At 60.2% G+C, this 21,860-nt stretch carries 15 protein-coding genes; 12 read left to right on the top strand and 3 right to left on the bottom strand.

The features are described 5' to 3' along the window. The first annotated feature begins 64 nt into the window (after nt 1-64). The 11 genes from AAEZ08_RS13875 to rlmF all read left to right on the top strand — a co-directional run bounded on the left by AAEZ08_RS13875 (nt 65) and on the right by rlmF (nt 17,767). Nucleotides 65-1,828, top strand: a complete 1,764-nt coding sequence (locus tag AAEZ08_RS13875; protein ID WP_500124558.1) for an AIPR family protein — start codon at nt 65-67, stop codon at nt 1,826-1,828. After that, complete coding sequence (locus tag AAEZ08_RS13870; RefSeq protein ID WP_500124557.1) at nt 1,825-3,528, top strand: site-specific DNA-methyltransferase; 1,704 nt, start codon at nt 1,825-1,827, stop codon at nt 3,526-3,528. The genes AAEZ08_RS13875 and AAEZ08_RS13870 overlap by 4 nt, the downstream gene beginning before the upstream one ends. Beyond that, the gene (locus AAEZ08_RS13865; protein ID WP_500124556.1) at nt 3,525-6,329 is read left to right on the top strand and encodes a TrlF family AAA-like ATPase; all 2,805 of its coding nucleotides are present in this window, start codon (nt 3,525-3,527) and stop codon (nt 6,327-6,329) included. Before AAEZ08_RS13870 ends, AAEZ08_RS13865 begins: the two co-directional genes overlap by 4 nt. Beyond that, on the top strand, nt 6,326-7,576 hold the full coding sequence (locus AAEZ08_RS13860) for an ATP-binding protein (RefSeq protein ID WP_500124555.1): 1,251 nt from the start codon (nt 6,326-6,328) through the stop codon (nt 7,574-7,576). Before AAEZ08_RS13865 ends, AAEZ08_RS13860 begins: the two co-directional genes overlap by 4 nt. Beyond that, a complete protein-coding gene (locus AAEZ08_RS13855; protein WP_500124554.1) occupies nt 7,573-10,296 on the top strand; it encodes a DEAD/DEAH box helicase family protein in 2,724 nt (907 codons plus the stop codon). The genes AAEZ08_RS13860 and AAEZ08_RS13855 overlap by 4 nt, the downstream gene beginning before the upstream one ends. 5 nt (nt 10,297-10,301) lie before the next feature. Continuing rightward, on the top strand, nt 10,302-11,498 hold the full coding sequence (locus AAEZ08_RS13850) for a DUF3322 domain-containing protein (protein WP_500124553.1): 1,197 nt from the start codon (nt 10,302-10,304) through the stop codon (nt 11,496-11,498). A 345-nt stretch (nt 11,499-11,843) separates the two neighbouring features. Beyond that, nucleotides 11,844-13,226: a sodium:proton antiporter NhaD gene (gene nhaD / locus AAEZ08_RS13845; RefSeq protein WP_500124552.1), complete on the top strand. Its 1,383-nt coding sequence runs from the start codon at nt 11,844-11,846 to the stop codon at nt 13,224-13,226. A 63-nt stretch (nt 13,227-13,289) separates the two neighbouring features. Continuing rightward, entirely contained in the window at nt 13,290-13,586 is a 297-nt protein-coding gene (locus AAEZ08_RS13840; protein ID WP_483031792.1) for a winged helix-turn-helix domain-containing protein, read from the top strand. Nucleotides 13,587-13,592: 6 nt separating this feature from the next. After that, the gene (locus AAEZ08_RS13835) at nt 13,593-15,419 is read left to right on the top strand and encodes an SLC13 family permease (protein ID WP_483031791.1); all 1,827 of its coding nucleotides are present in this window, start codon (nt 13,593-13,595) and stop codon (nt 15,417-15,419) included. A 111-nt stretch (nt 15,420-15,530) separates the two neighbouring features. Further along, nucleotides 15,531-16,700, top strand: coding sequence for a YbfB/YjiJ family MFS transporter (locus AAEZ08_RS13830; RefSeq protein ID WP_058065244.1), 1,170 nt, complete (start codon nt 15,531-15,533; stop codon nt 16,698-16,700). Between the two features lie 71 nt (nt 16,701-16,771). Next, nucleotides 16,772-17,767: a 23S rRNA (adenine(1618)-N(6))-methyltransferase RlmF gene (gene rlmF, locus AAEZ08_RS13825; protein WP_058065243.1), complete on the top strand. Its 996-nt coding sequence runs from the start codon at nt 16,772-16,774 to the stop codon at nt 17,765-17,767. Nucleotides 17,768-17,800: 33 nt separating this feature from the next. Here rlmF and AAEZ08_RS13820 read toward each other — a convergent pair whose 3' ends face one another. From AAEZ08_RS13820 to AAEZ08_RS13810, 3 genes are all read right to left on the bottom strand, one after another. After that, nucleotides 17,801-17,992 carry a hypothetical protein gene (locus AAEZ08_RS13820; RefSeq protein ID WP_003284698.1) on the bottom strand — a complete coding sequence of 64 codons (192 nt, stop codon included), beginning with the start codon at nt 17,990-17,992 and terminating at the stop codon, nt 17,801-17,803. 431 nt (nt 17,993-18,423) lie between these two features. Beyond that, nucleotides 18,424-19,635 (bottom strand): MFS transporter, encoded by a 1,212-nt coding sequence (locus tag AAEZ08_RS13815; RefSeq protein WP_181067151.1) that lies wholly within the window; start codon nt 19,633-19,635, stop codon nt 18,424-18,426. A gap of 114 nt (nt 19,636-19,749) precedes the next feature. Continuing rightward, nucleotides 19,750-20,646 carry a UbiA family prenyltransferase gene (locus AAEZ08_RS13810; RefSeq protein ID WP_500124551.1) on the bottom strand — a complete coding sequence of 299 codons (897 nt, stop codon included), beginning with the start codon at nt 20,644-20,646 and terminating at the stop codon, nt 19,750-19,752. 205 nt (nt 20,647-20,851) lie between these two features. On the opposite strand from AAEZ08_RS13810, the gene yejK reads away from it, so the two are divergent. Continuing rightward, nucleotides 20,852-21,859, top strand: coding sequence for a nucleoid-associated protein YejK (gene yejK, locus AAEZ08_RS13805; protein ID WP_003284701.1), 1,008 nt, complete (start codon nt 20,852-20,854; stop codon nt 21,857-21,859). Nucleotide 21,860: the final 1 nt, after the last annotated feature.

The following is a 21,860-nucleotide window of genomic DNA, read 5'->3' as shown; positions in this document are numbered from 1 at the left end:
GGCATCTCAGCATAACGAGCAGCCTGCTCAAGCTCGGCAAAGTGCCAGTGTGGGGAGGCGAATAATGCCTCCTCAGTATCGTCCGCTGGAGCTGGAGCAACTCTGTCAGAAGTTCGATCAGGACTTCGCACATCTCATCACGGGTATCGGCCACAACGATACGGCTCGCCGCAGCAACTTCTGCTCGAAAGCCATCGCAGCATTCGTTCTCTGCGCGGAGGCGGGAGCAACCCCCGAACAGGCGGCAGCGGCCAGCATCGACGGTGGCCAGGATCATGGCATTGATTCGGTGTTCGTATCCGCCGACCAGACTCTATGGCTGGTTCAATCCAAATACCACACCAGCGGCCACGGCGAACCCATACTGGGCGACGTGTCGAAATTCCGCGACGGCGTGACCGACCTACTGCGCGGCAGACTGGAACGCTTCAATGCCGCATTACGCAGCAAGGAAATCCCGATCAAGCAGGCACTGGATATGGATCGCAGCCGAGTCCGGGTCATCCTCGCCCACTCTGGGAGTGCCGTATCGGATGATCGCCGCCAGATATTCGGCGACCTGGAGCGTGCCTTCAACGGCACCCATTCCGGCTTCCTGCAGTGTTCCACCTATGGCCTGAGCTCTCTGCACGGCCTATTGCTGGCCAACCATGCCCCGCAGCCCATTGAGGAAGAGGTCGTTCTGCAGGACTACGGCTGCATTACCGCCCCTTACCGCGCGTTCTACGGCAGACTGTCGGCGAACCAGTTGGCAGCGCTATCGCGGCGCCACGGCGCGAACCTGGTGGAGCGTAATATTCGTCGTTTCAAGGGCTCGACCAGCGTCAACGACGGCCTGGCCGAAACGCTCAAGCAGAGCGCCGAACACTTCTTCTACTTCAATAACGGCGTGACTTTTCTCTGCGAGTCAATCCGCGAGGGCTATCCACGCGATCCACATCGGCAGGAAGGGTGCTTCCGCGTATCCGGCCTGTCGATCATCAACGGCGCGCAAACCGTCGGCGTCATCGCCCGGGAAGAACCGGGGCACTATGTCACCCATCCGGTCGAAGTGTTGGCGACCTTTATCTGCCTGGAAAACGCACCGTACGGTTTCGGCGATCAGGTAACCCAATCGCGCAACCGCCAGAATGCGGTCGAACTGGAAGACTTCGCCGCCCTGGACGAGCGTCAGGCACTCTGGCAACGAACACTGAAGCTGCAGGGCATCGACTACCTCATCAAGCAGGGCGACGAGGACCCTCTACCCTCCGCCACGGTGTTCAGCATCCAGGAAGCCGCTCCGGCACTGGCCTGCACTCTGCCCGACAGGGATTGGGTGGACTTCGTGGTGATGGCCAAGTCAGAACGGAGAAAACTGTTCACCCGTAGCAGCCTGGTTTCCAACCAAAGCGGAGTTCAGTTTCCAGCCTATGAGCGGCTGTTCATCGACTCGCTTACCGCCCGCAGCATCTGGCGCGCGGTACAGGTCAGCCGTTTTGTCAAAAGCCACATGAGCGAACGCGCCAGAACCGAATCCGATCCGGTAACGCTCCCTCCTGACACGCTACCCGTGCAGGAAATACTGCGCCACGGCAGTTGGTTGCTGCTGCATGTACTGTTCGTGCGCACCGAATTGCATAATGGCGTCGATCTGACGCTAAGCGAAGAAGACCTGCAGCGTCTATCACTCGAACTCGACAATGCCGCCCTTAAACTGGCCGAGGTCGTCCAGGCCCGGCAGTGGGGTAAACAGGCGCGCAGCCTGTTCGTAAACAAGAGCGATTGTCAAACCATCAAGCGTCTATTGATGGCCGCGCTCAATCAGCCGGCCCGGGAATACCCATGAGCAAGCAGAAACTCGAACTTACCTGGATCGGCAAGGACAAGCGCCCCAAGCTGGAGCCGCGCATCCTGCTGGAAGACCCGAGCAAGTCTTATCACGCCGGGCACCGGGTAACGGATAACGACCAGTTCGATAACCGCCTGATCTTTGGTGACAACCTGCTTGCGCTGAAGGCGCTGGAGCAGGAGTTTACCGGCAAGGTTAAGTGCGTATTTATTGATCCGCCGTATAACACGGGTAGCGCCTTTACCCATTACGACGATGGATTGGAGCACTCGATCTGGCTGGGACTGATGCGGGATCGGCTGGAGGTCATTTGGCACTTACTCTCCGAGGAAGGCTCGTTATGGATCACGATTGATGATAACGAAGCGCACTATCTAAAAATTTTGTGTGATGAAATTTTTGGGAGAAGAAATTTCGTCTCATCAATTGCCTGGGAAAAAGATCAAGCGCGTCATAACGATGCAGTTATCTCTGGCGCTCATGACCATATCCTTTTATACGCAAAGAATTTTGATATTTGGAGAAAAAACAGAAACCTTCTACCTCGCGAAGAAGCAAACAATGATCGTTACAAGAATAACGACGACGACCCAAGAGGACCATGGCTGCAAGGAGCATGCAGCACAGCCAAGAGTGGTTCTGAGAAAAATCGGTTTCCCGTTCTTCTTCCATCTGGCCGCTGGACTACCCCCCCGCCGGGAAATTACTGGAGATTTTCCGAGAGTACATTGAAGCAAGCACAGGCTGAGGGACGTGTTTATTATGGAAAAGATGGCGACCGCTTACCGATAATTAAAAGCTATCTTTCTGAAGTGCAATCTGGCTTTGTTCCTAAAACCTGGTGGCCTGCATCTGAAGTTGGATCAAATCAATCCGCAAAAAGAGACCACTTACGAAAATTACTGCTTGGAATTGAACCCTTTTCTACTCCAAAGCCAGAAGAACTAGTACATAGAGCCTTCACAATTTCGACCAACCCCGGCGACTTAGTCCTCGACTCCTTCGGAGGCTCCGGCACCACTGGCGCTGTCGCCCATAAAATGGGTCGTCGCTGGATCATGGTCGAGCTGGGCGAACACTGTCATACCCATATTATTCCGCGCCTGAAAAAAGTCATCGATGGTGAAGACTCAGGTGGCATCACTAAGGCAGCAAATTGGCAAGGCGGTGGCGGTTTCCGCTATTACAGCCTGGCACCTTCCCTGCTGGAAAAAGATCGCTGGGGCAACTGGATTATCAACCGCGAGTACAACGCCGCGCAGCTTGCCGAGGCCCTGTGCAAGCTGGAGGGCTTTACCTATGCGCCCTCGGAAACCCTCTGGTGGCAGCATGGTCATTCCAGCGAACGGGATTTTATCTGCGTCACCACGCAAAATTTGTCCGCCGAACGCCTTCAGGGGCTGGCCGATGAAGTCGGCAGCGAACGTTCGCTACTGGTCTGCTGTGCGGCCTTCCATGGCATCGGCAGCGAACAGGCCGCCGAGCGCTGGCCGAACCTGACCTTGAAGAAAATCCCGAAAATGGTCCTGGCCCGCTGCGAATGGGGCCACGACGATTACAGTCTGAACGTGGCCGCCCTACCCATGTTCGATAAACCGACAGCCGAACCCGCACCCCAGCCGCAGGCAGTCGATAGAAAGAAAAAGGCCCAAGTAGCGCCAGGCCAAGGTGGGCTGTTCGCGGAGGATGAGGCATGAGCGAGCACAACTACCCCGGCTCTCGCTGGTGGAAGTTCGACTTTCATAACCACACGCCAGCCTCCCTGGACTACCGGGGCGACAAGGGCATCAGTCCGCGCCAATGGTTGCAGGACTATCGGGATGCCGGCATTCAGTGCGTCGCGGTGACCGACCACAACACCGGGGAATGGATCGACCGCCTGAAGGCAACCCTGACCGAGTTGCGCCAGGAAGATCCCACTTGGGAGGAGTTTTTCCTGTTCCCAGGCATGGAGCTGTCCTGCCATGGCGGCGTGCATCTAAAGGTCATCCTTGGCCCAGAAAAGAGCGCAGCGGACATCGAGGCCATCCGCGGCGGCGTCAAGTTCCTGGGCACTCCCGGTGACAGCGATGGCGTGACCCGGCTCAGCGTGGCGGATGTAATCGGCGAAATTCACCAGGCTGGCGGCATTGCCTGCGCCGCCCATATCGATCAGTCTAAGGGACTGCTGACTGCTGTTACCGACCACTATACCCTGCAACAACTGCTGCCCTTGCTTGATGCGGTAGAGGTCATTGACCCGAATGCAGCCAGCGTCCAGCAATACAAAAGTGCCTTGGAGCACCTGGCCTGGGTACTCGGCTCCGATAGCCACAAGCCCAAGGAAATCGGTCGCGGTTACACCTGGGTCAAGATGTCCACCCCCAACCTGGAAGGCCTGCGCCTGGCTCTGCTCGACCCGGAATCTGCCATCTGCCGAAGCGACCAAGAGCCCAGCGAGCCCAGCGAGCCTCAGCCTCTTCCTGCTCAGTGGATCATTTCAGTCACGCTGGAAAATATGCATCTACGGCGCAATGGTCAGGGGCCGCTGCACCTGCCGTTCAACCCCGCCTACAACGCCATCATCGGTGGCCGTGGCAGCGGTAAATCGACAGCGTTGGAATGTCTGCGCCTGGCCATGGCCCGAGATAACGAACTCAGAAAACTGGGCGAAGACTCCGAAATCTGGAAAACCTTCGACGGCTTCCAACGCCAGTACAGTCAGCGCGACAAGCCGGGCATGATGCTGCCGGACACCTGCATCAGCGCCGAGGTGATCAAGGGGCAGGGGGAGTCCAGCGAACGGCTGAAATACGTTTGGAGCCGACAAGCCGACGGTCGCTTCACCACCCACGTCTGGCGTTGGGACGAAGGTAGCTGGCAGGAAACCGGGCTGGACGAAAATCAGGCCCGTGCCGCCTTCCCCATCAAGATTTTCAGCCAGAAACAGGTATTGGCCCTGGCCAATAACCCGCAGGCATTGCTGGAAACCATCGACGACTCCATCCGTGAGCAGAAAGCTGCCTGGCAGGAGCAGTTCGACGAGAAGAAATCCACCCTGCTCGCCGCCCGCCTGCGCGTGCGTACACTGAAGAAGGAGCTGGAGAAGAAACCCGCGCTGGAGCTGGAATACAAAGACGCCAGCCGTAAGGCCCGAGTGTTTGCCAACGCCAACTTCGGCCACCTGCTCAAAGCCTACCAGCGTGCCAGCCAGCAGCAACGGGCCATGGAAGACTTCCACCTGTTGCTGGCGGACGATGTAGCACGGTTGCAAACAGGACTGGATCAGGCTGCCAACCTGGCCGGTACCGAACTGGCGCAGTTCCTCGCCGAAACCCCAGCCGAGATCGCCGCCCGTGACAGCGCTCTGACCTTGAAGAGCGAACTGGTCAAACGCTACGAGCAGGTCGCAGTGATAGTAGCGCAGATGCGCAGTCTGCTGACCGATGCCCAAGCCACCCAGGCTGCAAGCGCCTGGCAACAGGAAAACCACACGCATATTCAGGCTTATCAGCTAGAAACCGAGCGCCTGAAAGCCGAAGGCATCAATAGCGCCCGTGAAGCCGCGGCCGCCGTGGCCACAGAAGAGCGTTTGCGCAAACAACTGGAACAGATCAAGGCGTTTGAAGTCGAGTTGATGCAAGCGGAACAAACAGCCATGGATGCCGCTCAGGCATTGGCACACTGTCGCGAAGACCTTACACAGCTACGCGAAACCTTTACCCAGCAATTATTCGCCCAGAACGACATGCTCAAGGTCATCCTTCGCGGTATGGCCAGCAGCAGAAGCGAAGTTGGCCGCTTCCGGGAAATACTGCGGCTGGGCAACGGTGAAAACTTTGCCGCTGCGATCTGGCAAGAGGGTGAGGACGACAGCAAGAGTGGCGTGCTCTGGGATGTGATCGACGTCGATGACCCGCAACTGATCTCAGGCCGACTGGCCGAACTCAAACAGACGCTGGAGGAGATGAGCGAAAAACGCCATGACGCCACGGTCCTCAACAGCCGCTTCCGCGCCGAATTGGTTCGCCGTATCGAGGCGCTGCCCAACGAAGTCTTCGACGAGTTGACCTGCTGGTTTCCGGAGGACGAGGTGACCCTGGAATATCGGCCTAGAAAGGGCTCCGCCTATAAGAATATTCACTTGGCATCCGCCGGTCAGAAAACCGCCGCAATGCTGTCCTTCTTGCTTGTTCATGGCGACGAGCCACTGCTGCTCGACCAGCCGGAAGACGATCTGGACAATGCCCTGGTATCAGACCTGGTGGTGGAACAACTGCGCAGGAACAAGCAGCACCGGCAACTGGTGGTGGTCACCCATAACGCCAATATCGTGGTGAATGCCGATGCCGAACTGGTTATGACCATGGACTTCAACGGACAGATCAACCTGGCCTCAGCGGGTGGTTTGCAGGAACGCAGCGTGCGTCAGGATATTTGCCGCGTCATGGAGGGCGGGGAAGAAGCCTTCCGCCAGCGCTACAAGCGCATTCTGCAAGACCTGGAGGGGCAGCCATGACCGTCGATGATTGGCTGAACAGAATTCGCCTCGGCGAGGACTCCACCCTAGAGCTCAAGCGCGTGGTCCTGCGCAGCACAACAAAAATAGAAGGTCCACACCCCGATAGCCTGGCCGATGAATTGGCCGCCATGGGCAATGCTCAGGGTGGCACCCTGATCCTGGGCGTGGACGACAAAACCCGGCAGGTGCTGGGTATTGCCTATGCAGCGCTGAACACCGTGGAGCAGTGGTTGGCCGAGATTTGCCAAACCCGCATTCAACCACCTCTGGATATTGCTACCCAACACATTGAGCTGCCCGATGACACCGGACAATTGCAACCGGTCATCATCGTCACTGTGCCACGCAGCCTGATGGTGCATAAAAGCCCGAATGGTTATTTCAAACGAGTGGCGCATGCCAAGCGCGAGATGATGCCCGATGTGCTTGCCCGACTGTTCCAGCAGCGCAGCCAAGCACGGCTGATTCGCTTCGACGAGCAAGTGGTCTCCGGCACCACCCTGGAACAGGCCGACCCCCTGCTGATTCAGGCCTTCCTCCGGGATGGCGAAGGAGATGCGGGCCGGCAGCTGCAACGTCTGCATCTGACAGCTGATGATGAGGGCGTGCAGCGCCTGAGTGTCGCCGGTGCGTTGCTGTGCACCATCAAGCCAAGCAAATGGTTGCCTTCGGCCTATATCCAGGCCGTAGCCTACAGCGGCATCCACAACGACCCCCACGAACAAGTAGACGCCAAGGACTTCGACGGCCCTCTGAATCAACAGATCTGGGATGCCTTCGATTTTGTCCGGCTGCATATGCGCGTACCTGCCCGCAAGGAGATGGGTCGTGTGGACTATCCGCAATACAGCTTGCGCGCGGTCTTCGAGGCCGTGGTCAATGCAGTTGCCCATCGCGACTACTCGATCTGGGGCGGACGCATTCGCTTGCATCTGTTCGCGGATCGTCTGGAACTTTACTCGCCAGGTGCCCTGCTCAACTCGATGACGGTCGAAGCGATGCGGGCGATGTCCATGCCGCGCAACGAGGTGATTTCCAGCCTGTTCGCCCGCTACTACCCGGTTCGGGAGCAAGGCTTGGGACGTGAATATTTAATGGATCGACGAGGCTCAGGGGTGGATGTGATCCTGCATGAAAGCGAGCAACTATCTGGCATCAGGCCGGTATTCGAGAACATTGCCGATATGGAACTGCGCTTGACCATCTACGCCGCCTCAGTGCCGGACAAGGAGATACCAGCATGAGCCTGCTTGCCCGGACTCTGCATCATGTCAGCGGTCGCCTGTCACTACGACCACCGCAGTCGGAGTCGCTTTCCCGCCTGGCTCTGGCGCTCGAAACCGCACCGGAAATGTTGGGACACGAACGAGATCTTTCCGCGGTTTTGTCCAGTTTGCAGGCGGCCTTCGCCGACAAGGCCCCTGGCTTTGAAGATTTCGAGCGGGAGTTCCCTTCCCTTTGCTTCGCCCTGGCCACAGGCGTGGGCAAAACGCGGCTGATGGGGGCTTTTATCGCCTACTTGCACCTGGCGCATGGCATCAATAATTTCTTCGTGCTGGCACCGAATCTGACGATTTATAACAAGCTGATTACGGATTTCACGCCGAACACGGCAAAGTATGTTTTCAAAGGCATTGGCGAGTTTTCAATCAATGCCCCACGGGTCATCACCGGTGATAACTACGAGCAGCAGAACATCACTGCTGGCGAGCTATTTGGTGAGGTTCGCGTCAATATCTTCAACATCTCGAAGATCAATTCCGAGGTACGCGGCGGCAAGGAACCCCGGATCAAGCGCATGCGCGAGGTCTTGGGCGACAGCTACTTCAACCATCTCGCCGGGCTGGATGATCTGGTTCTATTGATGGACGAGTCTCACCGCTACCGGGCCAGCGCCGGGGTGCGTTCGATCAACGAGCTAAAGCCTTTGTTTGGTTTGGAAGTCACGGCAACGCCGTTCGTGGAATCAACACGCGGTCCGGTGCCGTTCAAGAACGTGGTGATGGACTATTCACTGGCGCGGGCGATGGAAGACGGCTTCGTCAAGGAACCCGCCGTGGTGACCCAACGTGGCTTCGATGCGCGTGACCATAGCCTGGACGAAATCGAACGCATCAAGCTCGAAGATGGTATCCGCCTGCATGAAACCACCAAGGTGGAACTACTCACCTACGCCCGGGAAAATGCAGTCAAGCTGGTCAAGCCCTTCATGCTGGTCATCGCCCGGGACACCAGCCATGCCTCGCAACTGCTGAACCGCCTGGAGAACGAGCTATTCGACGGGCGCTATGCCGGCAAGGTAATCCAGGTGGACTCCAGCAAGACCGGCAAGGACGAAGAGGAAATGATCAGCCGCCTGCTGAGCGTGGAAAGCGTGGAGGAACCGACCGAGATCGTCATCCACGTCAACATGCTCAAGGAAGGCTGGGACGTGACCAACCTCTACACCATAGTCCCTCTGCGTGCCGCCAATGCCCGCACCTTGGTAGAGCAATCCATTGGCCGAGGTTTGCGCTTGCCCTACGGTAAACGTACCGGTGTGGCGGCAGTTGACCGGCTCAACATCATTGCCCATGACCGCTTCCAGGAAATCATCGACGATACCAACCGGGCAGACTCTCCGATCCGCCTGCAAAGAATCATCCTCGACGCCCCCGGAAGCGAGGAGAGAAAAGTCAGCGTACAAGTCGAGTCTGGGCTGATGGCTCAACTAGGACTGGCGGATGCGCCTGTGGTTTCACTCCCCGAGCGCGATATTGAGGACGCTTCCGCTATCTTTACGCCACCTCCGGTATTTACCTCGGAGGCGGAACGCCAAGCCGCACAGAAAGTTCTGGAAGTGATCGGTCGATATGAAATCAGGCGAGAACAAGTACCCACCACCGCAGCCTTGCTCAGGCCAGAGATACGCCAGGAAATCCTAGCCGAGGTGCAAGAGCTACTGAAACCCACTCAAGGGACGCTGCTGACCGATGAACCCACCATCGACCTAGCCGCTGTTATCGCCACAACCACGGAAATCGTGGTGAACCAGAGCATCGATATACCGCGTATCGCGGTAGTGCCCAAAGGTGAAGTTTCTACCGGCTTTCATCCATTCAAGCTGGATGTAACAGGGCTGCACTTGCAACCGAGCGCGCGAGAAATCGTGGGCCAGATGCTGCGCACCAATGAGCAGTTCACCTTGGCGGCCAAGGCTGGCCTCAAGGAGGCACGCCTGGAGGATTACATCGTCCATGCCTTGGTCGATTTCGATGATATCGATTACTTCAGCCATGCCGAGCTGCTCTACGACCTGGCAGGTCAGATGGTCGCTCATCTCATGGGTTACCTGAGCGAAGAAGAAGCCCGTGATGTCCTGGATCGTGAGCGCAAGCTAATTGCGCGAGAAATACACGCACAGATGGTGGCGCACTTCTGGGAACATGCTACTGAGTACGAAGTGCAGGTCAGCCGAGGCTTCACCGGGCTGAAGCCTTGCAACTACACCGCCACCGTTGGCCAAACAGCGCACAACTATCGGGAAACCGTGGCAGATCGCAGCCGCATCAAACAAATGCTGTTTGGTGGTTTTTCCCGCTGCCTATACACCTTGCAAAAGTTCGATTCGGATACCGAACGCCGCTTCTCGGTGATCCTTGAACGCGATGCAGATAAATGGTTCAAACCGGCCAAAGGCCAATTCCAGATCTACTACAAGCTCGGTAGCGAACAACCTGAATACATTCCCGACTTCATCGCAGAGACTGACTCGGTCATTCTGATGGTGGAAACCAAAGCGCGTGACGATATCGACACCGCAGAAGTGCAAGCCAAAGCCGCTGCGGCCATACGCTGGTGCCAACATGCCTCGGACTATGCCATGACGGTCGGAAGCAAGCCGTGGAAATATCTGCTCGTTCCCCATGACGAAGTCATGGAGGCACGCAGGCTGGCAGACTTCCTACGGTTCGAGCACAAATAGAACAGATGGCCTGGACCAGCTCCGCCAACCTCCGCGCCCAAGTGCAACGCCTGTGGGATCAAGGCGTGCTGCTGCGTGCCAAGCTCGGCGAGGAGCCGGTCTTTCCAATGGCGCTGAAGCTGAAAAGGCCCGGCAGTATCGAGCTGACCGAGCATTACACCCTGGTTTGCCAGTGGATTCGCCAGTTGCAGAACGACGCCCACTACTACCGGCTGGAATGGAAGAACATCAATCACCGCCAGTTGGGCCGCAATCAGGTACCCGTCCTGGCCTGGATAAATGACCTCGACGACGCGCTGGCCTGGCTCGGCAAACGTCGTGATAGCGAGCGTTTCAACAGCCTGGTACAGATCAGTCTTGAGCACTTTCCCGAGCTGCAACTCTGGCTGTCGCGCTACCCGTTGCGCGCCCTGGAGCAGGCCGAACACTGGTCCAAAGTGCTGGCGGTGCTGACCTGGTTCCAGAACCATCCCAACTGCGGCCTGTACCTGCGCCAACTGGACATTCCCGGTGTGGACACCAAATTCATCGAGCAACACCGCGGGCTGCTCGGCGAGCTGCTCGACCTAATCCTGCCCGAAGCCAGCCTAAACCTGGAGGCCCGTGGTACACGCTTCTTCGAGCGTCGTTACGGCCTGCGCGAAAAGCCCATTCGTGCCCGCATGCGCCTGCTCGATCCGACCTTGTATATAGACGAGCTGAACGACCTGGAGCTTCCAGTCAAACAACTGAGCGCTCTGCATCTGCCGTTGCGACGGGTATTCGTCACCGAGAACGAGATCAATTTCCTCTCCTTCCCAATGCACCCTGGCAGCGCCATCCTGTTTGGCCAAGGCTATGCGCTGGACCGACTCGCCGACATCCACTGGCTGCGCGATCAACCACTTCATTACTGGGGCGACATCGACACCCATGGTTTCGCCATCCTCGCTCGCCTTCGCGCGCACCTGCCGCATACCCAGTCGTTACTGATGGATCGCGACACCCTGCTACAGCATCGTTCGTTATGGGGATGCGAACAAGCGGACAAGCGCTGCCTACATGACCTGCCGCATCTACACGAATCCGAACACGCCCTTTATGACGATCTGCGCCATGACAGACTGGAAACCGATGGCCAGCCAAACCACTGTGTACGCCTAGAACAGGAGCACGTCCGCTTTGCCTGGCTGCAGGCGCAACTGTCACAGCTCACGTCCTGAAATGCCTTCCGGCTAGCCAAAGCCCCAAGTCTGTTTGAATCGCTCTTGATTAGTGACAAGTTATTACCGACACCTGACGTACAATATGCCGCCTACAAAATCCTGATAGCAATTGGCAGGCCGAGCCAATGCAGAAGCTGTACGACATGAAGCAAGCCCCGCACCACAGCGCCCTCTACCGGGCAGCCGTATGCACAGCCGTTACGCGCAAGTAGTCATCTCTCCGTATACGGCTTCTGACTTGTTTCACTCGCAAAGCCCACCGCCATTTTGAGCCTGCCAACTACCGAGCCTGTTTCGACAGTCCGAAGGGCCGGTCCGGTTTCTCAAAATGGAGTCCCTCCGATGTATGCACTCATGGCTGTAGTGTTCGTCTTGGGCTATCTATGCATAGCCTTTGAACATCCCCTGAAAATAGACAAGGCCGCAGCAGCGATTCTGACTGCGGTGCTGACCTGGACCATTCTGGTGCTGGGCGCCGACCAGATTCTTCCGCTGCTGCAACCCGGCACGCATGACCCGGCAGATTCCTCCGCCGTAGTGGTCGAAGCACTGCGCCATCACCTGGGCGAAGTGTCGGAGATCCTCTTCTTCCTGCTCGGTGCGATGACCATCGTCGAGCTGATCGACTCCCACGAAGGCTTCAAGGTCATCACCGACCGCATCCAGACACGCAAGCGTGTCCATCTGTTGTGGATCATCGGCTTCCTGACCTTCTTCCTCTCCGCCGCGCTGGACAACCTGACCACCACCATCGTCATGGTTTCTCTGCTGCGCAAGCTGATCCGCGGTCGTCCCGAGCGCTGGCTGTATGTCGGCGTGGTGGTCATCGCGGCCAACGCCGGTGGCGCCTGGTCGCCGATCGGAGACGTGACCACCACCATGCTCTGGATCGGCGGTCAGATCACCGCATCCGGCGTTATCACCGGCTTGTTCCTGCCGAGCCTGGTCTGCCTGCTGGTGCCGCTGACCATCCTCAGCTTCACCCTGCGCGGTGAAGCTCCGCGTCCGCGCGCTCGGGCTCACCTGGCCGAGAAGCACCCACCGGCCACCAGCAACTTCGAGCGCAATCTGGTTCTGAGCCTCGGTCTGGGCGCCCTGTTGTTCGTCCCGGTGTTCAAGACGGTGACTCACCTACCTCCATACATGGGCATCCTCTTCGGCCTTGGTGTTCTTTGGGTAACGACCGAGTTCATCCATCGCAACAAGAATGACGAGGACAAGCACCCACTTTCGGTGGTCGGCGTACTGCGCAAGGTCGACACACCCAGCGTACTGTTCTTCCTCGGCATCCTGCTGGCGGTTTCTGCACTGGCCACCGCTGGCCATCTGACCCAGGTCGCCACCGCACTGCGCGAGTCGCTTGGCCATATCTATGCGATCAACTACGCCATCGGCCTGTTGTCCGCGGTGGTCGATAACGTGCCGCTGGTGGCCGGTGCGATGAAGATGTATCCGCTGGTCAGCGAGAAGATGCTTGCTGGAACTGCCGTAGAGGAGCTCGGCTGGATGTCCCAGTTCGTCGTCGACGGCAATTTCTGGGAAATGCTCGCTTATTGCGCGGGTACCGGCGGTAGCACGCTGATCATCGGCTCGGCTGCCGGCGTTGCAGCCATGGGCATGGAAAAGATCAGTTTCACCTGGTACATCAAGCGCGTCAGCCTGCTGGCGTTCCTCGGTTACACTGCTGGCGCAGCGACCTACGTCGGCATGCTCGCCCTGCGTTGAGCCTACTGCCCGGTCAGGTCGTTGTTGCCCAAAGGCATCAGACGACCTGACCAGGGACCCCGCATGACCGTCAGCAAGACCAAAACCAGCTTTTACCGCCGACTCTACGTCGCCTGGCTGATCGACAGCGGCACTGCCAGCAGCGTTCCGGCGCTGATGGCAGCGACCGGTATGCCAAGGCGCACCGCCCAGGACACCCTGGCCGCCCTTGCGGATCTGGACATCGAATGCTCCTTCGAGCAAGACGACGGTGAGCGGCACAACGCAGGCCACTATGCCATCCGCGACTGGGGCGCCATCGACAAGAGCTGGATCGAGCGCAATCTGCCCCGTATCAAATCCATTCTTGAATACCCCTGATCAGCCATGAGCAGTGAACTGCTGCTGGTACTGGCCCTGCTGGCGGGCTGCGTCTGCTTGTTCGTGCTGAACAAGCCGCGCATGGACGTCGTGGCAGTGCTTGCCATGATCGCCCTGCCGCTCACCGGTGTGCTCAGCGTGCAGGAGGCGTTAGCCGGCTTCAGCGACCCCAGCGTGGTATTGATCGCCGCCCTCTTCGTCATCGGCGATGGCCTGGTGCGCACCGGCATCGCCTATCGCCTGGGTGACTGGCTGATGCGTGCTGCCGGCAGCAGTGAAACCCGCCTGTTGATTCTGCTGATGCTGGCCGTCGCGGGGCTCGGCTCGGTGATGAGCTCAACGGGCGTAGTGGCGATCTTCATTCCTGTGGTGCTCGGCATCGCCAATCGCATGAAAGTATCGCCACGGCGCCTGATGATGCCATTGGCATTCGCCGGCCTGATCAGCGGCATGCTGACATTGGTCGCAACGCCGCCGAATCTGGTGGTCAACAGCGAACTGCGGCGCTCAGGCCTGGACGGTTTCGCCTTCTTCGATTTCACACCGATCGGCCTGGCCATTCTGCTGCTCGGTGTCGGCTACATGCTGCTCGCAAGGCGCTGGCTGGGAAACGACAAACGCAGCGAGACCGTGGAGCATCGCCACACCCTCGCGGATCTGGCCCGAAAGTACCGGCTGGACGAGCGCGAGCGGCGACTGCGGGTATTGCCGGGATCGGTACTCGCCAACCAGGCGCTGGACGAGCTGCAACTGCGCACCCAGTACGGCATCAACGTGATTGCTGTTGAGCGCCATGACCGCTTTCGCAACCTCCTGCTGATCGCCACCGGGAATACTGAACTGTTCGTCGGCGATGTGCTGCTGGTGGACCTGGCCAGCCCCGCCATCGGGCTGCTCGGGGCCTATCAGGAGCTGGGCCTCGAGCCCCTGCACCTGAACACCTCCTACTACGCGGTCCACGGGCGCGAGCTGGGTCTGGCCGAAGTGGCGCTGCCGCCGGATTCGCGCTTACCTGGAAAGACCATCCAGCAACTGGGTTTTCGCAGCCGACACAAGCTCAATGTCGTTGGGCTGCGACGTAACCGCGAAGCGCTGCAGGGCTTGCTGGTGGACGAAAAGCTCAAGCCAGCCGACACCATGCTGGTCGCCGGCAGCTGGAAGCACATCCACCGCCTGCAGGGCATGAACCGCGACTTCCTGGTCCTCAGCCTGCCGGCAGAAGTAGACGACGTCGCGCCCGCCGCCAGCCAGGCACCCTTTGCCCTGCTCGGGTTGGCGGTGATGGTCGGGCTAATGGTCAGCGGTCTGGTGCCCAACGTCCTTGCCGCGCTGATCGGTTGCCTGGTCATGGGCCTATTTCGCTGCATCGACATGGACAGTGCTTACAAGGCGATCCACTGGCAAAGCCTGGTTCTGATCGTCGGCATGCTGCCCTTCGCCTTGGCCCTGCAGAAAACCGGCGGCATCGCCCTGGCCACCTCGGGGCTGGTCGGCCTGCTCGGAGACGCCGGACCGCATGCGCTGCTTGCCTGTCTGTTCCTGCTGACCGCGCTGATCGGGCTGTTCATCTCCAATACCGCAACGGCCGTCTTGATGGCGCCAGTCGCGCTTTCCACCGCAGAACAATTGGGCGCATCGCCCTACCCGTTCGCCATGATCGTCGCGCTGGCTGCCTCTGCGGCATTCATGACGCCTATCTCCTCGCCGGTGAATACCCTGGTGCTTGGCCCTGGGCAATACCGCTTCGCTGACTTCCTGCGTGTTGGCGTGCCGTTCACCGCGCTGGTCATGGTCGTCTCCGTGCTGCTGGTGCCGCTGCTGTTTCCGCTTTGAGTGCACGCGACAAGTGAAGCGTCTGAGCGCTGACGGCGGTCGAAAAGTGGCATGGCGGCAGAAAGGTCCAGCCGTTAAGCTCCAGCTCTCATTCTAAAAAGAACAGACTCCATGCCTCAGCGTGTCGCCCTGTTTCCGGTCCTGCTGGCCGGTGCCGTTCTATTGTTGGTCGTTCATGGCCTCGGCCGCTTCGTCTATACCCCGCTGCTGCCCTGGCTGGTGGAAGACGGCCTGCTCAGCGTGCAGCAAGGCGCCAGCATCGCCAGCTGGAACTACCTCGGCTACCTGATCGGCGCACTGCTGGCGGTACGCTGGCATCACGTTGCGCAGATCCGCCGTTGTCTGCCCTGGGCGCTGGCACTACACGTGCTGAGCGCCCTGCTGCAGACCCAGGCCGAATCGGCAGACACCCTCGCCGCGCTGCGACTGGCCAACGGCATCAGCAACGGCTTGGTGTTCGTTCAGGCGCCTTCGCTGATCCTTGAGTGGCTGGCACGTCAGCAGCGGGCTTCCTCCAGCGGCCTGGTCTATCTCGGTGTCTGCGTCGGCCTGATCATCTCCAGCCTGCTGGTCAGCCTGAGCGATGGCTTCCTTCAGGGCGCCGAACGCTGGTGGCCGGCGGCGCTGCTATCAATACCGCTGGCCTGGTGGGGCTGGCGACAGCTGTCACGGCTGGACATGCCTGACGAGGAAAAGAGCCATCCTGCGCAGGAGCCACCCAGCGGCAAGCTGCTCGATCGCTCCAGCACACCGCTGTTTCTCTCGTACGCCGGTGCCGGAATGGGCTACATCCTGCCAATGACTTTCCTGCCGATGGTTGCGCGCCTGCAGGTGGAACCCGGCGACTTCCTGATCGGTGGCAGCTGGCTGGTGGTGGCGCTGGCGACGCTGCCGTCGCCCTGGCTGTGGAATCGGCTGGGCGTACGCATGGGCGATGACATCGCCCTGCGCCTGAGCTATCTGACCCAGCTGCTAGGGGTGCTGGCCGCGCTGCTGCTGCCCGGTGCCGTCGGTATCCTGCTCTGCGCAGTGCTGGTAGGCGGCACCTTCCTCGGCACCGTGCTGCTGACCCAGCGTCTGGCGCGCACGCTACACCCGCACCAGGGCCCGCGGCTGTCGGCAGCGTTGATCGCACTCTACGGACTGACCCAGCTCGCCGCGCCGTGGCTGACGAGCATCTGGATGGGGATGGGCGGCAGCCTGCACAGCGCATTCTGGCTTGGCGCCGGGGCCCTGCTGTGGGGGCTGCTATGGATGCTGATGGTGCCGCGCCGCCGTTAGCATCGCGACCTATCCACGGGCAGCGGATGTGGGACAATGCGCACCCCAGCCGCCAACGTCCCGCTGATCAAATGCCGCGCAAACCCTCGCCCTCCTCCCCGCAGCCAGGCCGCGCTGAACCCGGCAAAGCTGTGCTACACCCGCGCAACCGCCACACCGGCCGCTACGATTTCCCGGCGCTAATCGCCGGCTGCCCGGAGCTGGCCGAGCACGTCATCGTCAATCCCTACGGCAAACAGAGCATCGATTTTGCCAACCCGGAGGCGGTGAGAGTTTTTAATCGCGCGCTGCTCCGGCAGTTCTATGGCATCAAGCACTGGGATATTCCACCGGGCTATCTGTGTCCGCCGGTGCCAGGGCGGGCCGACTACATGCACGGCCTGGCCGACCTCCTCGGCCAGGACGAAGATCGCTCGATACCCCGCGGCAGCGCCATCCGCGCGCTCGACATCGGCACCGGCGCCAACTGCATATACCCGCTGATCGGCAACCGGGAATATGGCTGGCACTTCACCGGGAGCGACATCGATGCCACTGCGCTGGCCTCGGCGCGCACCATCATTTCGGCCAACGGCCTCGCCAAGGCCATCGACCTGCGGCAACAGACAGTGCCGAAGCAGATCTTCAAGGGCCTGGTGCTGCCGGAGGATCACTTCGACCTGACGCTATGCAACCCGCCTTTCCATGCGTCGCAGGCCGAGGCCAGCAGTGGCAGCCAGCGCAAGTGGCGTAATCTCGGCAAGCTCGACCCAAGCCGCAAGCTGCCCGCGCTCAATTTCGGCGGGCAGGCGGCAGAACTTTGGTGCGAGGGTGGTGAGGCGGCCTTCATCGCCCGCATGGCAGAGGAAAGCGTCCTGTTCGCCGGACAGGTGTACTGGTTCAGCACACTCGTGTCGAAGGGCGCCAACGTGGCGCCGCTGGTGACGCGGCTCAAGCGCTTGGGTGCTCGACAGATACGCACCCTGGACATGGCCCAGGGGCAGAAGAAAAGTCGCTTCGTCGCCTGGTCCTACCTTAGCGAAACCGAACAGGCGAACTGGCGGACTGAGCGCTGGCCGCGCATGTGACGCACGGCGCTACACAGGGCCGCCACGCGTCGCTCAGATCGCGACATCCCAAAGTTGCTTGTTCTTTAGCGCCATGGTCTGGATGTAGCGCGGCTCGCCATTGATCTCTTCCAGTTCGGTCATACCGGCCAGCTCGCCTACCACGCGATAACGCTTGCCTACGCGCTTGTCCTTCAACGGATAGAGCTGGGCGATTTGCTGGGCGAGTTCGGTGAGGGTGGACATTGCTTCTTGCTCCATTAACTGCGTGCCGCAGGTATTTACCAACTGTTGATGACGGTTATGCGACAGCCCTGCCTTCGGACATCAGTCCCAGGCCGCCGCCTGTTCGCGGGCGTGCACGCAAAAATACCGTTAGGTTGCCGTTAAGAACCAGCGATTTGCTCTTAACTTCTTCTACGCCGCTTCGCTGTTGGAGCAACGAATTCCGAATTGATTCCCTCACGTTCGTCGTCACTAATGCCGCACCGCCAACCCGAACTGGCACCGGCAGAAGCACCGCTGACGAAGGCAGATCTGCCTTGGAAAAGGCAGCAATCAGCAGGTACCTAGCCCCATCTGCAACAGCGCCAGGCCCCCGCGTTGCCAGCCCCACCAGGCAAGAGCCAGCAAGCCCAGCAGCAATGCACCTGCGATAGCGAGCCAGAGTGGTTTCATCAATTGGCCTGCGCCTCGCGCAAGCGATCGACCGGCTGTTCACGAATCGGCCAGTTGAGCACCGCCGCCATCAAACTCAGTGCGATTGCGATCTGCCAGACCAGGTCGTAGCTGCCGGTACGGTCGTACAGCCAGCCGCCCAGCCAGCCGCCAAAGAACGAACCCAGCTGATGGAAGAGAAAAGCGATGCCGCCGAGCATCGACAGATTGCGCACGCCGAACATGGTCGCCACGGTACCGTTGGTCAGCGGTACCGTGGACAGCCACAGCAGCCCCATGGCGATGCCGAACGCGTAGGCACTCCAGACGCTCAACGGCGCCAGTAGGAAGATACTGATCACCACCCCGCGGATCAGATACAGCCCGGCGAGCAGCTTCGGTTTCGAATAGCAGCCGCCCAGCCAACCGGCGGTATAAGTGCCGACGACGTTGAACAGCCCGACCAGCGCCAGCACCGTGGTACCGACCTGAGCCGGCAGGTGCTGATCGACCAGGTAGGCCGGCAGATGCAGACCGATGAACACCACCTGAAAGCCGCAGACGAAAAAGCCAAGCGCCAGCAGGCGGAATCCGGAATGCCCGGCGGCCTCGCGCAACGCCTCGCCGAGCGACTGGTGCGTACCAGGCGCCGCGGGAGCCTGCGCGGGGCTGCGCATCATCCTGGCGAGCGGCACGATCAGCGCGACCAGCAAGCCCAGCGCCAGCAACGCCGAAGACCAGCCCAACCACTCGATGAGGCCGAGGCTGCCCGGCAGCATGATGAACTGACCAAAGGAGCCCGCGGCGCTGGCGATGCCCATCGCCATGCTGCGTTTTTCCGGTGGCACGGCGCGCCCGACCGCACCGAGGATGACCGAGAACGAGGTACCTGACAGCCCCAGCCCGATCAGCAGCCCGGCACTCAGCGTCAGCGTCGTCGGCGAATCGGACACCGCCATCAGCGCCAGGCCCACGGCGTAGAGAATGCCGCCGATCAGCACCGCACGAGCCACGCCGAAGCGATCGGCCAGCGCGCCAGTGACCGGTTGTACCAGCCCCCAGATCAGGTTCTGTATGGCTATGGCGAACGCGAAAACCTCACGGCCCCAGCCAAATTCGGCGCTCATGAGCGGCAGGAACAAACCAAAACCGTGGCGCACACCCAACGAGATCGCGAGGATCAGCGAGCCACCGGCGAGAATCCAGGCAGAGTTGCGCCATACAGCGGTCATGGGTGTCGTTCCTCGAAGAAAGGCGACCAGTTTACTCAGTTAAGCCTTTCTTTCGTCACCCCATGTTTCCGCTCCGAGCTACCTATAGAGGCGAAGCGGCGCTCTGGCGGAACGCTATAGCGCCAGCAGCCCTACAGCCATCAGCAAGGGCGTCGCTACGCTGATCGCGGCGTTCAGCCCCAGCGCCGGCAGCAGCCGTTGCGCCTGCAGCGGTTCGCGACGCAGCAACCACGCCGCCCACAGGGCAAACGGCAGGCTCAACAGTCCTAGAGCGGCGCCGGCCAGACCGGACTGCGGCAGTACAGCCAACAGCACCCCGTACGCCAGTAGCCACTGCGCAAGCGCCACGCGCAAGGCCTTTGTGACTCCGATGTGCATGGGCAGGGTGTGCCGGCCGACGGCGCGATCGGCCTCGATGTCGGGAAACTGACCGAGCAACAGCAGGTTATTGCACAGCAGCAGTGGCGGCAGGATCAGCACCAGATCACCCAGGGACGGCGGGCCGCCGAGAACGATGCGCGTACCCAACACCATAAGCGCGAAGCCCAGGCCCGGTGCAAACAGGCACAGCCAGGGATGATGGGTCAGCCAGGGCGTGTACAGCAGCACCAGCAGCAAGCCCGTCAGTCCAACGGGCGCCAGACTGAACAACAGCTGCGGTTGGCGCAGCAGAAAAAACAGGCCGATCAGCGCGCAGGACAGCAGGCTGCCGAGACCGAGAAGGAGCGTGCGGCCAAGCAAGTGCGGATGCGCCAGCAAGGTGCCACTACCGCCGCTGAACGCGGTGCGACGGGTCTGCAGGTCGAGGCCGCTGCGGTAATCGCTCCATTCGTTCAGCGCGTTGACCGCGGCATGGGCAGCCAGCGCGCCGAGCAGTACCAGCAACGCGTCCATGATGGAAATCGCGACCGATTGCCGGGCGGCCAAGGCCAGGCCGAGCGCCACGCAGCTCAGCGTAAGCAGCAAAAAACGTCCACGTACCACCCCCAACCAATCCCAGGCTCCGCTCATCTTGCCGCTCCCATGATGCACCTTGCGTACGGCAGGCTAACGCCAACGCCGCCAGCGGTCCTTGATACACATCGATTCCGCCAGACGAACGGTTGCAGCAGCTTCGCCATTGCCCGGCGTCCCGCTGCCGCCTCGAGTCACAGGCACGCGCTGCCCGCTCTCGGGTAAACTGCCCAACCTGTTGCATTCCAGCCGTGAGACCGCCATGCCCATCCGCCACTGCATCGTCCATCTGATCGAGAAAAAGCCGGACGGCACCCCCGCCGTGCTCCATGCCCGTGACTCGGAGCTGGGCAATTCCCAGGCCATCGAGAACCTGCTGGCCGATCTCAACGAGAGCTACAACGCCAAGCAGGGCAAGGCCTGGGGCTTCTTCCACGAGGAGTCCGGCGCCTATCCGTTCAGCGGCTGGCTCGCGCAGTACATGGAAGGCAATCAGGACTTCACCGTGTTCAGCCGTCAGGCGGTCGAGCATCTGCAGAAGCTGATGGAGGAATCCAACCTGTCCACCGGCGGCCACGTGCTGTTCGCCCACTACCAGCAGGGCATGACCGATTACCTGGCCATCGCCCTGCTGCACCACAGCAACGGCGTCACCGTTACCGACTCGCTGGACGTCACCGAAGCCCGGCACCTCGACCTCGGCCAGCTGCACCTGGCGACGCGAATCAATATCTCCGAGTGGCAGAACAACAAGCAGTCCAAGCAGTACATCTCCTTCATCAAGGGCAAGAACGGCAAGAAGGTGTCCGAGTACTTCCGCGACTTCATCGGCTGCCAGGAAGGCGTCGATGGCCCGGGCGAGACGCGCACGCTGCTCAAGGCCTTCAGCGACTACGTCGAAAGCGAGGACCTGCCCGAAGAAAAAGCGCGGGAGAAGACCAGCGCGCTGGTCGGCTACGCCAGCAGCCAGGCGAAGATCGGCGAACCGATGTCGCTGGAGGAGCTCTCCGGAGTCATCGACGAAGAACGTCCGCGCGCCTTCTACGAGCATATCCGCAACAAGGATTACGGCCTGTCGCCGGAAATTCCTGCCGACAAGCGCACGCTCAACCAGTTTCAGCGCTTCACCGGACGCGCCGAAGGGCTGTCGATCAGCTTCGAGTCACATCTGCTGGGCTCGAAGGTCGAGTACGACGAGGCGCGTGACATGCTGATCATCCGCCAGCTGCCGACCCAACTGAAGGACCAGCTCAAGCGGCGCAAGGACTGAC

Origin of the sequence: Pseudomonas sp. E45-MNA-CIBAN-0222 (genome assembly GCF_040310405.1) — a bacterium.
GTDB lineage: Bacteria > Pseudomonadota > Gammaproteobacteria > Pseudomonadales > Pseudomonadaceae > Stutzerimonas > Stutzerimonas stutzeri_AC.
Note: the sequence above shows the minus strand (reverse complement) of the source record. Positions and strands in the feature narration are given on the sequence as shown.